The sequence below is a fragment of the Agromyces salentinus genome (genome assembly GCF_009749395.1).
In the GTDB taxonomy this organism is placed as follows: domain Bacteria; phylum Actinomycetota; class Actinomycetes; order Actinomycetales; family Microbacteriaceae; genus Agromyces; species Agromyces salentinus.
On record NZ_WBIR01000022.1, the window covers coordinates 16,634 to 33,680 of the forward strand.

Below are 17,047 nucleotides of genomic sequence, written 5' to 3' on the forward strand. Positions count from 1 at the left end.
AACTGCGAAGAAACGAAGAACCTCCGGACTCGCGCGTCGGAGTGGATCGAGTGGGCCTGCGCTCGAGTTGGGAATGGACGACCTTGGATCGGGATGATCTGATCAGGCTTCGCGCTGCAAGCGACGAAGTGAGCGGTTGGTCACGCCGTGCCCAGATCGTTCTGGCGCACCGTGAGGATGTCGAGCGCCGAGCCGAGGAGGCAACTCGGACGCTTCGAAGCCGCGTGGCTGACGTCGCGCTTCACGGAGTCCCTCACTGGCGCGTCCTGCCGTTGGGCCCCGGCGACGGCGCCTCGATCGGCTGGATGGCTCGTCGACGAGCCCTCCCGCCCCTCCACCCGGTGGAACTCGAGTCGCTCACTCGCCTCACGGACGAGGTCCCTCGCGCGCTGGACCTCGTGAAGTCGATAACAGGAGCACGGCGCTTCGTGAGCAGCGCGAAAGCAAGATCAGCGGGCATCGATGCAGGTGAGTTCCTCGCGCAGTTCCACGAGTGGGGCAGGACGGCCCGAATCTCTGAATTCATCGAGCGGATCGATGACCAGCAGCGCGCTCCAGAGCAGATCCATCCGTCTGCCGTGCTCGATGAGCGCGTCGGTCTGACCGAATCATTCGCCGCGCTGGGTTCACCGCGACTCGCCGCGAAAGACCGATTCGGAGGGCTGGCAGCCGCCATCTCAGCGATCGATGAAGCCCTGAGCCGAGAGGCGGATGTCCGCCGACGTGCAGGCGAGGCGGGATCGGCGATGCGGAGAGCCGAAGCGCAGCGATTGATCGCCGACATGCCCGTGGAGCGACTAAAAGACACCACCCGAGAACGAATACGCATCGCCCCGCTCACAGATGCCGGCATCGTCTCCGTCCAAGACGTCTTCACCAACGCCGAGCGTCTCGCGCACCTTCCAGGCATCGGAGCTACGACCGCGGCGCGAATCCGAGGCGCAGCGCAGACGCTCTGGCAGGCGACCTACGAGGAGACCTCGATCCGGATCGACGTGAACGCGCCGCTCTCCGGCACGGAGAATCTCTTGCGCCAGTTGGGTGCTTGGGACGCGATCCGTGCGACGAAGAAGGCCAAAGAGGATCTCGCGAACCTGCAGCGGCTCAGGCCGCTCGCTGCGGCCCTTCGGTCGGACGTGAGTCACCTCGTGGTCATGGCGCCCCATGACGATCACCAGGCGCTCCTCGATGCCGCCGACACAGTGATCGATCGCGCGAGGTCGAGCACGGCGGCGTCGAGAACAGGCCTCGACGGCGATTTCTGGCGGGACTTCCTGTCACGTCCGTCGGACTACTTCGTAATGATCGACGAGCTGGGCTTCGTCCTCGAGAACGAGGATGTCGTCGCAGGCGGGTTGCCTGAAGACGTCGTTGCAGCCATCCGGCGCTTCGAGCTCGAGACCGATCATCTCGATGCGTCGCTTCGTGGATATCAGAGCTTCGCTGCGCGATTCGCGTTGGTCCAACGCAAAGTGATCATCGGCGACGAGATGGGGCTCGGCAAGACCGTCGAGGCGCTCGCCGTCTTGTGTCATCTGTATTCGAAGGGTTCTCAGCACAGCGTCGTGGTCTGCCCGGCAGCTGTCGTCACGAACTGGATGCGGGAGATCGAGGCGAAATCGAAGCTCCCCGCTCATCGCATTCATGGGTCTGGTCGGTACGCCGCCATGCAGAGGTGGGTGCTTCGCGGGGGTGTCGCGGTGACCACTTACGAGTCCCTGGGCTGGGTCAAGGCGCAGCTGTCCTCGGCGGTTGTAATCGCTTGCGTCGTCGTCGATGAGGCGCACTACGTCAAGAACCCGGCGGCGCAACGATCGAGACGAACCTCGAATCTGATCGAGACGGCGGAGCGCGCGATCCTGCTGACAGGCACCCCACTCGAGAACCGCGTCGAAGAATTCCGGAATCTCGTCGCGTACGTCCGGCCCGACCTCGTGATCGACGCGACCGACGTCCGGCCTCGATTGTTCCGGCAGCAGGTTGCACCCGCCTACCTCCGGCGCACGACCGAGGACGTTCTCACGGAGTTGCCCGAGCTCGTCGAGGTGAACGAGTGGATTCCGATGTCGAACGCCGATGAGGTTGCGTATCGGGAGGCGGTCATGAGCGGGAACTTCCATTCGATGAGGCAGGCCGCGATGCTCGGAGGCGAGCAGTCTGCGAAGCTGCAGCGTCTGAGGGAGCTTGTTCAAGAGGCAGAGGACAACGACCGCAAGGTCATTGTCTTCTCCCATTTCCTCAATGTTCTCGGCGAGGTCGCCCGTACGCTTCCCGGTGCCGTCTTCGGGCCTCTGACCGGGTCCGTTCCCGCGGCCAAGCGACAAGAGCTGGTCGATGAGTTCTCGTCGGCCGGCAGGGGTGCGGTGCTCGTCTCCCAGATCATCGCCGGCGGGGTTGGGCTCAACATCCAGGCGGCATCGATGGTGGTCATCTGCGAACCGCAGCTCAAGCCGACGATCGAGTGGCAGGCCATCGCCAGGTCACGGAGAATGGGCCAGCTTCGGTCGGTTCAGGTGCATCGTCTGCTCTCCGACGAGGGCGCCGATGTTCGCGTCACGCAGATCCTCGCGAAGAAAAAGGCATTGTTCGAGGATTTCGCCGCGGTGAGCGACGCTGCCGAGTGGGCGCCGGAGGCGGTGGACATCTCCGACGGGGAACTCGTCCGAGAGGTCGTTTCGGCTGAGCGCGAACGGCTCTTGAGCTGGCAATCGCCGGAGGCGTCCAACGCAACCTTGTAGAGGATCGGATGCATCGTCGATCGATCGATTGATCGATCCGTCGGAGTAGCATGACGAGCGGCGACGAGGGGGTCCCACATGTCCGTCGAACCGTTCGGATGGCCCACGGCTGAGACCGCTGGGCGAAACCTCGAGTTCCGGTACGACCGAACCGTGGACGACGAATTCCTCGACTTGCTCTGCGATGGGCCGCTGCAGTCCTTGTCGGAATATGCACGCGAAGCCCGCTATCCCGTCGACCTGCAGTTCCGTCGCGATATCCGCACCGGCATTCAACGTGTACAGCTGTACGTCGGCCTGCAGCGCGTACTCGCCGTGTACTGGCGATCGGGTCAGCTGCGTCTGGCAGGCCACAGCAAATATGGTCGCTATCAGCGTTTCGGATTCGACTCGACGTGGGACGAGTGGATGGATGCGGACGACTACAAGGACGTCGCCGACGAGGTCGACGACTACCTCGAACTCGTGATTCCGAAGACATCGTCGGCTGCGAAGGAAGGTGCGGTGCAGTCTGCCATCTCGTCGTTCCAGTCGCGGCGCGGCGACCCGTCCCTACGCCGCCAGGTGCTCGATCGGGAGTTCACACCGCAGTTCCTCGACGCCACGGTTCAGGAGCGTGTGATGAGCGAAGTTTCGTACGACCTGCTCAACCTGCTTCCGGATGCCCCGGTCACGATGCCGCGCCCGTCGAGCTTCGGTCAGCGACTCGACGTGCTCGCGGTGCGTGACGGACGCCTGCAGGCGATCGAAGTGAAGCCGAAGCGCGAAGCGAGCATCGTCTGGGCGCCCCTGCAGGTCCTTGTCTACGCCCGCCTCGTGCGCCGATGGCTGGCCGAGGACGCTGAAGCGGGCCGTATCCTCGCTCGGCTCGCCGAGCAGCGACGCCGTCTCGGGCTGCTCGACGGTGACGAATTCGAGCTCGAGGATCTCACCACGGTGACGCCCGTGATCGCCGTGCAGCGCGGAGGTCGCGATTCGAGCTACCTCGACGCGATGAAGGAGATCGTGGCCTATCTCGCCGAGAAGCGCGTGCCGGAAGCACCCTCCCTCGAGGTCGCAGAAGTCAGTTTGTCTGGACGGCTGCGCCCGCTCGGATAAGTGTCCCGGCGGCCCCATTTCTGGGGCGGAAGGGGCGTCCGTGCCGCATGTGCTCGATTGAAGGTGGCAATGTGAGTCGAGATCTTGGATCCAGGAGAGAAGGAATGCCAGTTTGATCCGCGAACATTTCATCGAGATTCTTGCGTTGCAGCACCGATGGAGCGACCAGGCCACGGCCGCCATGCAGCGGCGCGGGGTATTGATCCGAGACGTCGTCCCTGAGCTGTTCCGCCGGAACGGGGCGCTGTCGGTCGCCCAAGGCGGTTGGTCTCCGTTCCCGATGGATGTGCAGGGCAAGGACGGCATCGGTCGCAAGAGCCAGGTCCCCTGGGTGCGGTTCTTTTCACCGAGTGAAAGCAATTCGGCAACTGACGGATGGTATGCCGTCTACCTCTTCACGGGCGACGGGGCCAGTGTCGTTCTCGCCTTGATGCATGCTTCGACTCATGCGAACGGTGACGCGCTCATCCCACGCGACGCGCGCGCGATTCGCGAGGCTGTCGACTGGGCGAGAGGGGAGCTCGGTGAATGGATGCAGCATGATGAACGACTTCTCACCGACATCGCCCTTCGCGCACCGAAGTCCAAGGTGTCCGCTGCTTACGAACGGAGCATCGTTGCGGCGTACGAGTACCGGGTCGAGGCCATGCCGACGACTGAGGAGCTCCTGGGAGATCTGAGGGACGTCGTCGGTGCGCTGGCATTCCTGTATTTCGCGCGATCGTGATGGAAATCGTGAGTTGTGGCCACGGGATCGATGTCGACGCGTGTCTGTTCTGTGCCGAGTTCCAGGCCGCGCAGGTCTGGGTAACCGATACAGAGCGGCACTTTCACGGGCGGCCCGACTGCGATCGGCGGGAGCCCGGTCCGGGGCGAGGCGCATACTCCAAGCATCCATATCGGCGGAACCGCGTCGAGTTCGCTCGGGCGGAACGTGGGGGCGCTATCGGATGCCCGGACTGCACGCCGTTCGACCCGAGAAGGTGGCGCCGTCGGCAGCCTGCGATCGAGCACGTCAAGGAACTGCGGCTCGTGCACTTCACGACCATCGACAACTTCGTCGGCATCGTGATGGAACGCACCTTGCTTTCACGCGGATCGGGTCCGGAGATCGTAAATGACATCAGCTCTACTCGCGCTCGGGAGCAGCGCGAGAGCCGGACGCTGCCCGACACAGCCAAGAGCGTTGCGGATCATGTTCCCTTCAGCTTGTGTCATCGCCCTGCCTTCATGCGGTCCCTTTGTTCCGGAGCCCACGACGAACGGTTGGCGCCGCCGGACGAGCTGCCGTCCCCCGAGCGGTTCGTCGCGCTAGAGGCGACCTTCTGGCAGCTCACTCGACGACTCGAGGGCATTCCAGAACGATCTCAGGCTCGCTGGGCCGTCAAGGCGCGAGACGCCGGTGATGAGGCGGGCGAATTCAGAAGCCGGTCTGAAGATCTGGCTTTTCTGATCGATCGGACTCGGGATATGGCCGGCGGTGGTTTCGCCGAGCATCCCGTGGCGCAGAACGCCGAATTCCTCGTCGAGGATCTTGTTCCGTTGCGGCGAATCACACGAGTACTCACACCGTCGCTCGATATGCAACGGGCGGTGGGGAAGCTGATGGAAGGTCTTCCGGAAGCGCCGGATGTGAGGGTCCGTTCGCACTGGTTCGCCTGAGTCGTGATTGAACGACCAGGCGGATGCGGTCAGCAGCCGAGACGGGTACCCGCCAGCTGGTCCTGAGTGAGGGCTGCTGCGATCGATGCCGCGATGGCACGCCCGAGGGGCACGGGCACGGCGTTGCCGATCTGCCGCGCGATCGCCGTGCGCGAGCCGACGAACTTGAAGTCGTCGGGAAAGCCCTGGAGCCGAGCCGCCTCGTGGTGGGTGATCGCGCGGTCCGCCACCGGGTGCAGGTAGCGACCCTTCTCCGGCTTGAAGAACTCGGTTCGGATCGTGACAGAGGGCTTGGTCCAATGAAGACGGCCCATGACATCCCCAGACCCGCTGCGATGCGACAACCAGCAGGGCGCCTTCAACGTGTCGGGCAGATCGAAGCGGTTCCCGCCCTCGGGTATGGCGGCGAAGCGATCTAGGGAAAGGGGCGTGTACTTTCGCCCTACATGAAGCTCCTGCCCTGCAAACGGACCGTTGAGCTTCACGCCGGCGAAATGGATGGACCGTTCATCGAGCGCATCGAATGCCTTGGCCTCGTGCGGAACGCCGTCGAACGCATCAGCCACCGTGAGGGGGCGACCGACATGGCTCGCGTCAGGCCACGCGGGCGCCAGGATCTCACGACGATGCCCGATCATCACCGCCCGCTTCCTTGCTTGCGGTGCTCCGTAATCCGCTGAATTGAGAATGCGATGTTCAGTCGCGTATTCGGCGAATTCGGGGTCTTCGGCGAGCGTGGTCTGGAACTGGCGAAACTGCGGTGATTTCGCGAACGCGGCGACGTTCTCGACGACGAAGATCTTCGGACGCACTCGGCGGATCGTCTCGGCGTACTGCTCCCAAAGGAAGTTGCGTTCATCGTCGACGTCTTGTTTGCCCAGCGTCGAGAAGCCCTGGCACGGGGGCCCGCCGATGATGACGTCGATATCAGTCGGGAGTTCGCCCGCGGCAAGCCAATCCTGAATCGGACCTGCGAACACCGCGGCATCCGAGAAGTTGAGCGAAAATGTGGCGGCCGCGGCGACGTCCATCTCGACGGCCTGCACCGTGACGAATCGGGGGTCGGCTTCATGGAATCCCTGCGTGAAGCCACCCGCGCCGGCGAAGAGATCGAGGACGCGAATGGGGCGGGGAGGCATGGATTCGATGGTATCCGCAGCGACCGACCACGAGCGGCCGGCTCGCCGGCGGATCACGGCGGCGTAGCGTACTCACGTGGATGCAGACCAGAGTTCTTGGGCGAGCACGGCTGGCGTTCGGCGGTCGATGCAGTCGAACAAAGGGCGCGACACCTCATTGGAACTCGGCATCCGCAAAGACCTGTTCAGGCTCGGCTACCGGTACCGGGTGAACTACCGACCTGTGGCGACGCTGCGCAGAACGGCGGACATCGTCTTCACTCGGAAGAAGGTCGCCATCTTCCTCGATGGATGTTTCTGGCACGGTTGTCCGACCCATTACACAGTCCCCAAGGCGAACGCCGCGTATTGGGCGCATAAGGTGGCGGCGAACGTCGACCGTGATGCAGAGACCACCAGGCTCTTGACGGAGGCGGGATGGTCGGTGCTCCGATTCTGGGAGCACCGACCAGCCGACGAGGTCGTGGCCGAAATCGTCAACGAGCTGAATCGCGTGACCGCTGAGTCGGGTGCGATCAGCCCTGTTCGATCATCGCCTCCGTGACCGCGGCGATGATGCTCGAGAAGTAGCCGGGCGCCCGATCCGTGCCGACCAGGAGGGCCCGGTCGAGAAGGAGGTTGAAGCTCTCGCACGAGGTCTCCGGGGCGAGCATGCACGCATGACACGCGGCCAGGTTCAGTCCGTCGATGCTTTGAGCCTCGGTCTCGGAGCACACCGGGTCGTTCGCGCACCAGGCCACCTGCTCCAAGGCTCGAACGATGGCCTGCCCGAGATACGGCTGCTCGCCTTGGCGTGCGAGCCCTCCGAGCGTGCCCTCGACATCGGTCGACGTCGTGTAAATGAATACTGCATAGTCGCCTGCGGCCTCGCAGTAGATCCGCTCCCGCAGTGATGGCGCGGAGTATCCGCTCCGGAACGCCAGTTCGCGCATCAGCGCGTGTGCGAACGAGTGGAGCAGCATGTATTGCGCCGAGGCTTCATGGAGCCGGGATCCCAGCACCGAGCCCTCTTGATGCGCGGCGATCTGGGCTGTCCGGGCGTTAACGTGCGTGTCCGAGGCCCAGCCGTCGACGTGTGCTCCATCGAATCGGATGAAAACACCTTCGCCGTATCCCTCGACTGCAGGGAACCACTTCTTCTCATAGGGCTTCGGAGGCACGGACGGCACAGGATCGGCCTCTGGTGTGTACCGCCTGAACCCGGTCGAGGCGCGCACTTCACGCAGACGATCGACGATCACGACCCCCGGCAGGAGAGATCCGACGAGGTCGGCGACGTTGCTCGAACCGTCCGCGATCGCAGACGTGCGCGTGACGAAGTCCTGCGCGGGTGCGGCCCCCTTCGCCGCGGCCACGAAGGCCTCGTACTCCTCGGCCAACAGCGAGCTCTTCGCTTGCGCCAACGGCGGTGTTGAGCCGACAAGAGCAGCCACACCGGCACGAATGGCATCGGCACTTGCCGACGAGTTTGTCGCCAGCTCGTCCACGAGTATGTCGAGCAGTGCGCCGGACGGATTGGTCTTGATCACCCCGAAAAGCGGGTGGTTTCGGATGAGCTCTTCGAGTTCCGCAGCCCTCCCTTCCACCTCCGGAATATCGATCGCCGAGACGGAGTCGCCGAAGTGCAGGCTCGTCGCGCCTCGCTGCAGGACCTCGACCTTGCCGCCGCACCCTGAACCCTCGAACTGCCACGGTTGGCGGCCGCGGCAGAGGAGGCCCTCGCGGCTCAGGATGTCACCGCGAAGATCGCCGAGTGATCGGCTCGACTTGCATGCCTCACACGAGACTTCGAGTGAGCTCAGGCCTTCACCGCCACCCTTGGCCGACTTGAATCGGAGACGGTCCCGCACCCGGCACCCGCCGTCGCTCGGGCGGTGCACCCATTCGACCCAGGGCACGTCGTCGGCGTGACTCTTCGTCGTGCAGACCACGACGAATCGCATGGGCACCATCCGCCCTTCACACTCCGGGCACGTTGGTGCCGCGCCCTTTTCCAGGGAACGTCGCCACTGCGTCATGCGGCGACACTCCTGGCAGAACAGCCAGGCGGGGAACCGCGCGAATTCAAGCCCGGGTGTTTTCGGAGCGTCCGGCGTTCCCGAACTCGGCGCGGCCCAGAACTCGTCGACCCCGAGCTTCTCAGCCAGGCGGTCGCACGGAACTGCGGTGCGAATCGATGTGGGTGGCCACTCATCGCCAGTGACAGCCATGAAAGATTCACCGAGGATGTCCACCAGCGCACCCGGCCCGAATGGCGAGACGGTTTCGGAGAGCCGGATGGAACGAATGACAGGCTTCTGGGTGGCCATCAGCGCTCACCGTCCGCCCGGACCCGGACAACTCGATCGACGGATCTCATCGAGTTCATCGTGGCCCAGCCGGCTCCCGGATCCGTGAACTGCTTCAACAAACGCTCCTCCGGGGTTCTGGATTGGAATTTCAGGATGTTCCCGTTGAGGGAGACGGCTTCGATCCGGTTCTCCCAGTCGGCGACGGCCTTGTCCAGCTCGTCGCGGACCACGGCGGCCTCGCGCTGGTCTGCCACGCCGACATGATCGGAAAGAAGGCGCACAGCCTTCTCTGTGGACGCCGAGTCCGCCTCGAATCGCGAGGCCCGATCGTTCGCTGTGAGTCCGCCTCCGTGCCGCATGAGGATGACGAGGGCAGATCTGAGAGCACGGCGTCGGGCCTGCAGCGACCACGGGGTGACGGTCCCGGGCTCGACGAACCGGTAATACGCGCGGTGGAACGCCGTGAAGGACTCGAACACCGACCGGTCTCTTGGTTTGCCGGAACGGAACATGGTGACGACGAGTCCGGGCACCTTGCCGCGACCGACGCGGCTGGTGGCCTGAATGTACTCGGATGTCGACTTCGGATGTCCGTTGACGAGCATGAGTCCGAGCCGGCTCACGTCGATGCCGACGGACATGATGTTCGTCGTGGCGAGTGCGTCGAGCGCATCGTTCTGCTCGGGACCTTTCGAGAGCAGATCGAGGATCTTGAGCAGGTCGTCCGACGAGACGTTGCCGTTGAGCTCGTCGATTCCGTCCCGCCTGAGCTCGCGGATTTCTTTTTGAGGGTTCTGCGACCTCCATCGCTCGAGCACGCTTCGTACATCGTCGCGAAGGATGGTCATCGTCCGGCCGAGCTCGCGAAGGCTGTTGTGGTAGACGACGAGTGTCCAGTATGCGTCGAGTTCTGCGCCGGTCAGCCCCACTTCGATCGGCGCTTGGAGCAGTTCGGACGACAGCTGGCCGATGGCCCACGACGGAGTGTGCGCCTGCGGCATGATGCCGACGTACATGCGTCCGGGCCGTGTCGGATCCGGCTTGGAGAAGTAGTTGTCGTCGGCGTTCATCCCGCTCGGCGGGAAGACGGCGACCTTCGATGCCATCAGTTCTCGGATCTGATCACCCGCGGCGCGAGTGGTGGCGGTCGAGGCGACGACCTTCGCCGGCTTGCCCGTCCACGCGATGAGACCGCGGATGGCCGCCTCGTAGACGCCGACGATGGTGCCCAGCGGGCCGGCGATGAGGTGGAGTTCGTCCTGGATCACCAACGAGGGCGGATCGAACGGGGAGCCGCCCAGCCCGAAAAGCGATTGGCCGTTTTCGATCCACGCCAGCCTTGCGAACTTGTCGACTGTGGCGACGAGCATCGTCGGCGGCTCGTCGAAGATGCCTTGGTCGACCACCTGTACTGGCAGCTTGGCGTGGAACGGGCAGTCCTTGTGCGGACAGAAGACGTCGAAGGAGTACTTGGTGGCGCGGATGCCGTACAGCTCCTTGTGGGTGGACTTATGAGTCGGCATCAGATCCGTGCCGCACCACGAGCACTGTCGGATCTGGAACGGGTTGCCGGGCGACCGCTCCTTGTAGATGCGATTCATGATGTCGGCGGCTTGTTCGTACGACCCTGGCGTAGTCGTATTGCCCAGCCAGAGCCCGATCGAGAACGGCGGGCTCCCGGCCATGCGCGCATCACGCTTGCGCATGAGTTCGAGCGCGCAGATGAGCGTGGCGGCGCGTTGGAATTGCTGCGCAGTCAAAAGCCGCATCGTGTAGCGAGTGATCACGGCGGTGCCGCCGCCACTGACGCCGCGATCCAGCCTGCGGCGGATCATTTCGATCGCGGCGAGGCCGAGGTAGGCCTCCGTCTTACCGCCACCGGTCGGGAACCAGATGAGGTCGACGAGCTCCCGGTCTTCATGCGACGGGTCGACGGTCGACTCCAGTGCGAGCAGGATGAAGCCGAGCTGGAACGGATGCCAGCGCGGCTCTTTCGCGTCGTCGGCCACGCTCGCCAACGGGACACCGATTCGTCCCGGAGCGGCGCGAACGAGCCCTTGCTGGAGCATCTGTTCACGCATCGCGGCGTTCGCCAAACGGAATGCGGTGAGTGTGTTGCCGCCGGTCTCGAGCAGGTCGATGCCGGCCGACATCCGATCGAGCGCCTCTTGAGCCCGAGAGGCGATCGCACCGGCGGTCTTGACAAAGCGCTGAGGGGCTGCATCAGCGCTCGCACGCTGCTCCACGATCCACTCCCCGTACCCGGCAAGGAACCCGCGAAGGCCGGACGCCAACTCTGACGCGCTTCGCGATTCGTCCGCGAGCCATTTCAGTTCGAGTGCGGCATCCGAGCTGACGCGAGCACGAACGGCCGGAACGGTTTCGGTCGGGATGCATTCGGTCCATGCCGTCGTGGGTGCGGTGCCGACCTGCCAGTCGACGGCGACACCGTGGCCGATCGCATAGGTCGCCTTGTCGCGATAGCGGAGTTCGAGTTCGAGGTCTTCATCAGAGGCATTCACGGGGTTCCCCGTGGGGTACGGGTGGAGTGCACCGCCTGCGACGTCGACCTGAAGGCGAACCTGGAAGAGGCAGTCTTCAGGGGAAGATTTCGCCTTGCCAGGGTTCGCGGTTGCGGCGTTCGAGATGGCGATGGTGGTGAGCCGCAGACCACCGACCACGCGGGAGCGCCAGGCCACCGTGGCACGGTCGTCGAACGCGGACAGCTTGCCGGCGTCCGTGCGAGGGATCTCGAATGAGCTCGACAGCTGCCGGCGACGCCACAGTTCGCGGCGGTGCTGGGGGCCATCTGGGGCTTCATGCTGGTCGGCGTCGGTGCCGACATTGTCAGGCGAGTCCTGGCTCTCGAGCTGATCGGCTGAGCGTGCCGGCGTCGACTCGTCTTCGGGAGCGTAGACGCCGGCATCGATCGTGACCGTGATCGCTCCGTCATGAATGAACGACATGCCCATCGACTGCGGCGCCCAGCCGAAGGCCCCGGCGAGGTTCAGACCCGGGTCCTCGTCGGCGTCCTCGGTCGTCGCGTCTCCATCGTCGAAGGCATCGGCGCCAAGTTCGTGCTCGGGCATCTCGGAGTCCGGATCGATCTCTTCGTCAAGAACGACGGGCTGCGCCTTCACCTCACCGGATTCGACGGGATACAGCGCTCCCACGAGATAGGCGTATACAGGGCTGCGCTGCAGCAACTCCTCGTCACCGTTCCGTGGGCCGAGCCAGGCGCGCCGGAGCTCGTCCACGATGAGGTCGCGTCCGTCGGGAGCTTCTTGAGGTTCATCTGCCCCTACAGCGTCGGTCGTGGTCATCGCGTCTCCCAGAGGTAGTTGAATTCGGTGAAAGCGAGATCCTCGCCGAACTCTTCGAATGTATCGGCGACGTTCACGATCAAGCAGCGCTCCGTACCACCGTTCTTCGGACCGCGGAGCCCTCGACCGATCATCTGGTGATAGCGATTCGGGCTGAACGTAGGCCGGGCGATGTAGAGAGCGCGGACCTCGGGCGCATCGAATCCCTGGGTCAAGAGATCACAGTTGACCAGGACCTGGATGCGCCCAGAACGGAAGTCCTCGATGATGCGACGGCGTTCTTGGGGTCGCATCGAACCGTCCACGGCCGCGGCCCTGGTTCCCTGCAGGGTCAGGAGTGCGGCGATGGTGTGCGCGGATGAGACGGACGCCGCAAACGCAAGCACGGGCCATTTGGGGTCGAGGCTGCGAATATGGTTCACCAAGGTGCTCGTCCGCGTCATGTCCTGGCCGATTCGGTCGAGCATCGTCTTGGTCACGTCCCTCATCTGCCGGAAGCCGAGCAGATCTGCCTCAGTGGCACGGACGATCGATCCATCGAGGATTTTGTGGTCGACCTCAGCGAGGACTTCCTTTCGGCGAAGCTCGCCGATCGGGTCGTCAGGGTCCAGTGCTTTCAGCTGTTTCGAGCCGAAACGCTCGACGAAGAGCCGATTGAGTTCGGCGTTGCGTCCGCGGTAGGGGGTGGCGGTGAGCCCGAGGAGAGGCCGGGCGGTCCGGGCTGAGGCTTGTCCACGACCGGCGACGATGCCGAGCCATCGGAGGATCGCGGTGTATGTCTGCGTCCCCGCCCGGTGTGCTTCGTCGATCACCGCGAGGGTTGCGTCGGCGAGCCATGGGTATGCCCGCGAATCCTTGTCGATGCGCGCGTAGATCTTGTCGTCGGTCGCGATGACGACTTGGAGCTCTTCGCGGGATTCGTCGACCTCGTAGTCACCCCAGAATCGGCTGATGTCGAGTACGCGTTCGTCGCCGATGGCGCGCCAGACCTCGGTCCAAGTCTGTACCGCCTGCTCGCAGAGCTCTTGCGATTGCGCGATCCACAGGACGGGGCCGGCGAGCTCATCGTCCGTGAACATCCGGACGATCGCTTCGACGGTGACTCTCGTCTTTCCCGCACCGGTGGGCAGATAGAGCAGCCCGCGCTGGCTTTGTCCGTCGGCTCCGGGATCGAGGACATGTAGGCGGATGTCACGGGCGAGCGTCTCTTGGAAGTCATGTAGTGGTTTCAGCTCGACACGACCATGCACCTGATGGAGTGCCGGCGGTCTGATTTCCTTGGTCCCGGCGTATCCGGTCGCGAAGCCGAGTCGCGCAACGAAGGCTTGCGCTTGCGGCGAGCCTGACCACGAGCTGGGGACCGCCAAGCCGCGCGCCCGGAGTTCCTCGCGAAGGTGCCAGAGGCTGTCGAAGCCACGTACCTTCCAGTACAGTTCAGCGATCTGGTCTGGCGTCTGGCTACCAGTCTTCTCTTCGACCGCATCGAGCAGGCCCTGTGGAAGGGCGGCTTTCAGCGTCTTCGTGCCGAAGAGCAGCAGGAGCCGGTCTCGGTCATGCGCTGCCGCACGACACCGCTGAACGAGCTCGTTCTGTCGAAGCGCCTCGTCGTCCGCGAGCACACTGTCGATGTCGCCTCGGGCCAGCCCGAGTCCGAGCCGGCTCGACAGGTGCTGGAGGATCGCGATGTCGTCGAGTGCATCGTCGACCGCGACGACGTCGTCGATACGAGCGCTCATTTCGCGCCGCTCGACCACCCCACTCGCCGTTTCCGACCGTCGGATGATCGCGCTACACGGGCGCAACATGATCCTCGCGATCGGTACTGACACACGCGATGCCAAGGTCGGATAGCGGTCTGTCACGAGTTGATCACCGCCGCTTTCGCGCACTTCGAGCGATCGAGCCAGCGCATCGCTGCTGGATCGCAGCCCCCACGCCTCGATGAGGACTTCGGAAGCATCGTCCACGGCCGGGACGTGTGCAATTCCATGCTCGTCAAGAAGGTCGGCATCCTCCTTGGACGACGTGATGACGACGTCGATCGTGTGCGCCCGAGTCAGCCTCCCGGAGAGCACCGCGGGGATCTCGGTATCGGGCCCGATGAGCTCTCGGCGCGTGGTCTCTGCGAGGAGCTCTGTGACTCGCGCAGCGTTCTCATCCGTGATCTCGTCACCCGGCTGTCGGTTGAGGAACAGTTTCAGCGCGGAGTCGGCGACAGATTGCAGACGCTTGGGAGCATCGACGATGTAGTCGAGTTCTGCGCCGAGCACCGGGAGAAAATCACCGTACTCCGCGAGAGTCCGCCCGACCGCCGTGGGCACCCGGACGATGCCCCTCGAGGTCACCACCCGCCCGTGAGTGGCCACGGCCCACCATTCGGGGCTTGCAACGGGCACATCTCCCACCTGGCCCGTACCGTTGAGCGGCACGCCGATCATCCGCGTCTTCGACGGCATCACGCGGAGAACGAGCTCTGTCCATCGGGCAAGCGCTCCATTGTTCCCATCGAGTTCGACCAGGAGCTGTAGCGGCCCGACTCCTGGATCCTCCGGGATCACAAGAGCGCGCGCCGTATGGCCGGATTCACGAACTGCGTTCGCGATCGCCTTGGTGGCGGAGCCACGGTAGTCCTCGTACACGGGTTCTCGCCAGATTGGATAGTCCGTCTGAGGTCCCTCCACGCAACCGGCCGCGCGAAGCAGATCCGGACGTCGGGAGATCTCAGCGGAGGCAGTGCGGTGCGGCAGGTCGGCGACGATCCGACTGTCGATCAGGATCTCTGCGGCCGGACGCCACTGCTCACCGGAATCTTGGACCAGAACCTCCAATCCACGGGCCCGAGTCGCGGTCAGAATCTCTTGCGCGGTTGCGGGAGACGCCGCCGACAATGTCTGCCAGAGTCGCTGCCAGTCGGCATCCCCCCAGCTTCTCGACGCGCCCGATCCGACGGCTCGGGCGACCTGATCCTTGGAGATCTCGCCCACGCCCAGGCGTGTGAGGAGTGAGACCGACTTTTCGTCGAGGAGCGCCATGTCGACGAGCGTGATTCCATCCGGAACGGGTTGGCCCTCCCTGGGAATCAGCACGGACTTCGCCTGGCCCGGTGTCGCGAATCCACCACTGGAGGTCGGGATGATCTGAGCGTGGTCGATATCGTGCGGAGGGAACCCCGCTGCCCTGAGCTCGAAGTAGATCTCGCACGCAGCGGACACGGCGGCCGTAGTGCGCACCGCTGCAGCCTCGCCGAGCCAGTCGGCCACCGGCTGTTCCCACCGGCTGGAGACCTTGTCTTCGTCACGGAAAAGTGATCGCAGGCGTGAGAAGCGCTCGTGGCCGTTTGTGAATGCACTGGCGTGAGGGATCGAGCGACGCCGCACCACGGACTGCCACTTGGAGACCGTCGCGATCGGGATGACGGGGGCGTCGAGCATCGGAACCCCGGTGAACTCACTTCGGTCGCGCAGCTTTCCGTCGGCGTCTGGAATGAGCTTGCGCTGACGCGCACCCTTTTGGATCGCACTCGTCAGGTAGGTGTCGGCGACGCCGCGCGACTCCTTGCCACGCGCAGGGAACAGGTCCAGGTGAGCCGACGGATCCGCTTTGGTAGATGCTCGTGCGACAACTTCGAGGAAGAGCCCTGCGCAGATCTCGAGCATCGACTCGTTCAGTGGTGTGGTCCGCCCGGTCTGCGGAGATCTGATGAGCGTCGTGCGGTCGTCGTTGACCTGCCAGGGTGCGTTGAATATGCCACGTGCGGTGGTCTTGTCTTGCAGCGGAAACCATGCCCAAACCTCACCGAGGCTCGACTGCCCGGCCTTCGGGACGGCATACGACACGGTGAGCTTCTGACGTGCGATGGTTGCGGGGAGGGTGGCCAGCACATCCTCTGAAGGTTCATGCACCCGCTCGGCGTAGAGCCATGTCGCCGGCTTGGAATCGGGCGAATGAAGAATGACTTCACCCGAAGCCAGATCCCCCTCGCGTCGGTGCGACGAGGTGGCGAGCGAACGGTCGGCTCCCTGCATGGTGACGTTGAGCGCGGAGACCCACTTCATGAAAAGCAGCGACTGAGTCGTAAAGGTGCTCAACTCCGACCGGATGCGATCGCCATCGCGACGGAGCGGGAGTTTCACGACGGTGGTCGCCCAGGTCATCAGCTCAGCGAGGTGCGGATCGGCGGCCGCTGCTGCATGTGCATCGGCGAGGCTCGGCACACGCATCAAGGGGAGCCGTCCGTTGGGTACGGGAATCCCTGCGAACAGTTCCTCGGTGCCGGGAGCGTTGAACTCGATACTGACACTTCGGCTGTAGATCTGAGGGTGGTCTGAGACGCCGAGTACCGACTTGAAGCCGAGACCGAATCGCCCGATGAGGTCTTCCTCTCGCTTCGAGCTAAGGAATGCGGCGCAGACGGATCGAACGCCCTTTTCCGTGAACGGCACCCCCTCATTAGCGCAGTACAGTGCACCGTCCGCGATGCGGAATTCGATGATCCCGCTTGTCTTGGATTTTGTCAGCGCGTCGACCGCGTTCTGCAGAAGTTCGCTGATCTGTCGTTGGCCGTAGCCACCCGATCGGAAGCTGTCCTCCTGCCCGACGTGTTCTTCGAGGAGGTCGGGGTCGTTCTCGTAATTGCGCAGCGCCGTCGCCTGGCGTTCCTTGACGTATTCCTGGAGGGCGTCGTCGCCCGTCTGCCAATCCATGATCATGTCTCTTTCGTAGGGTTCGCGCCCGGCCGACCCGGATGGTTGAGCCCGGGGCCGAGCATCCCGCGAACCGTCGGATGACCAGCCGAC

Annotated in this window: 9 protein-coding genes; 5 read left to right on the plus strand and 4 right to left on the minus strand. The window is 64.2% G+C overall.

Annotated features, from left to right (window positions below; genetic code table 11):
- Positions 1 to 428: 428 nt before the first annotated feature.
- From GQQ95_RS17205 to GQQ95_RS17220, 4 genes are all read left to right on the plus strand, one after another.
- Positions 429 to 2,738, plus strand: a complete 2,310-nt coding sequence (locus GQQ95_RS17205; RefSeq protein ID WP_246205748.1) for a DEAD/DEAH box helicase — start codon at positions 429 to 431, stop codon at positions 2,736 to 2,738.
- A gap of 153 nt (positions 2,739 to 2,891) precedes the next feature.
- A complete protein-coding gene (locus GQQ95_RS17210; RefSeq protein WP_157428835.1) occupies positions 2,892 to 3,836 on the plus strand; it encodes a hypothetical protein in 945 nt (314 codons plus the stop codon).
- Between the two features lie 112 nt (positions 3,837 to 3,948).
- Complete coding sequence (locus GQQ95_RS17215) at positions 3,949 to 4,563, plus strand: MrcB family domain-containing protein (RefSeq protein WP_157428836.1); 615 nt, start codon at positions 3,949 to 3,951, stop codon at positions 4,561 to 4,563.
- A gap of 305 nt (positions 4,564 to 4,868) precedes the next feature.
- Positions 4,869 to 5,498 carry a DarT ssDNA thymidine ADP-ribosyltransferase family protein gene (locus GQQ95_RS17220; protein WP_170297112.1) on the plus strand — a complete coding sequence of 210 codons (630 nt, stop codon included), beginning with the start codon at positions 4,869 to 4,871 and terminating at the stop codon, positions 5,496 to 5,498.
- A 29-nt stretch (positions 5,499 to 5,527) separates the two neighbouring features.
- Here the strand turns inward: GQQ95_RS17220 and GQQ95_RS17225 are convergent, their stop codons facing one another.
- Positions 5,528 to 6,637 carry a DNA cytosine methyltransferase gene (locus GQQ95_RS17225; RefSeq protein ID WP_157428838.1) on the minus strand — a complete coding sequence of 370 codons (1,110 nt, stop codon included), beginning with the start codon at positions 6,635 to 6,637 and terminating at the stop codon, positions 5,528 to 5,530.
- A gap of 76 nt (positions 6,638 to 6,713) precedes the next feature.
- Between GQQ95_RS17225 and GQQ95_RS17230 the strand changes: the two genes are divergently transcribed.
- Positions 6,714 to 7,181, plus strand: a complete 468-nt coding sequence (locus GQQ95_RS17230) for a very short patch repair endonuclease (RefSeq protein WP_246205750.1) — start codon at positions 6,714 to 6,716, stop codon at positions 7,179 to 7,181.
- Here GQQ95_RS17230 and drmB read toward each other — a convergent pair.
- The 3 genes from drmB to GQQ95_RS17245 are packed head-to-tail and all read right to left on the minus strand — an operon-like array spanning position 7,153 to position 16,960.
- Entirely contained in the window at positions 7,153 to 8,946 is a 1,794-nt protein-coding gene (gene drmB / locus GQQ95_RS17235) for a DUF1998 domain-containing protein (protein WP_157428839.1), read from the minus strand. The two genes, GQQ95_RS17230 and drmB, sit on opposite strands and share 29 nt — an antisense overlap.
- A complete protein-coding gene (locus GQQ95_RS17240; RefSeq protein WP_157428840.1) occupies positions 8,946 to 12,251 on the minus strand; it encodes a helicase-related protein in 3,306 nt (1,101 codons plus the stop codon). The genes drmB and GQQ95_RS17240 overlap by 1 nt, the downstream gene beginning before the upstream one ends.
- Complete coding sequence (locus tag GQQ95_RS17245) at positions 12,248 to 16,960, minus strand: DEAD/DEAH box helicase (protein ID WP_157428841.1); 4,713 nt, start codon at positions 16,958 to 16,960, stop codon at positions 12,248 to 12,250. Before GQQ95_RS17245 ends, GQQ95_RS17240 begins: the two co-directional genes overlap by 4 nt.
- Positions 16,961 to 17,047 lie beyond the last annotated feature (87 nt).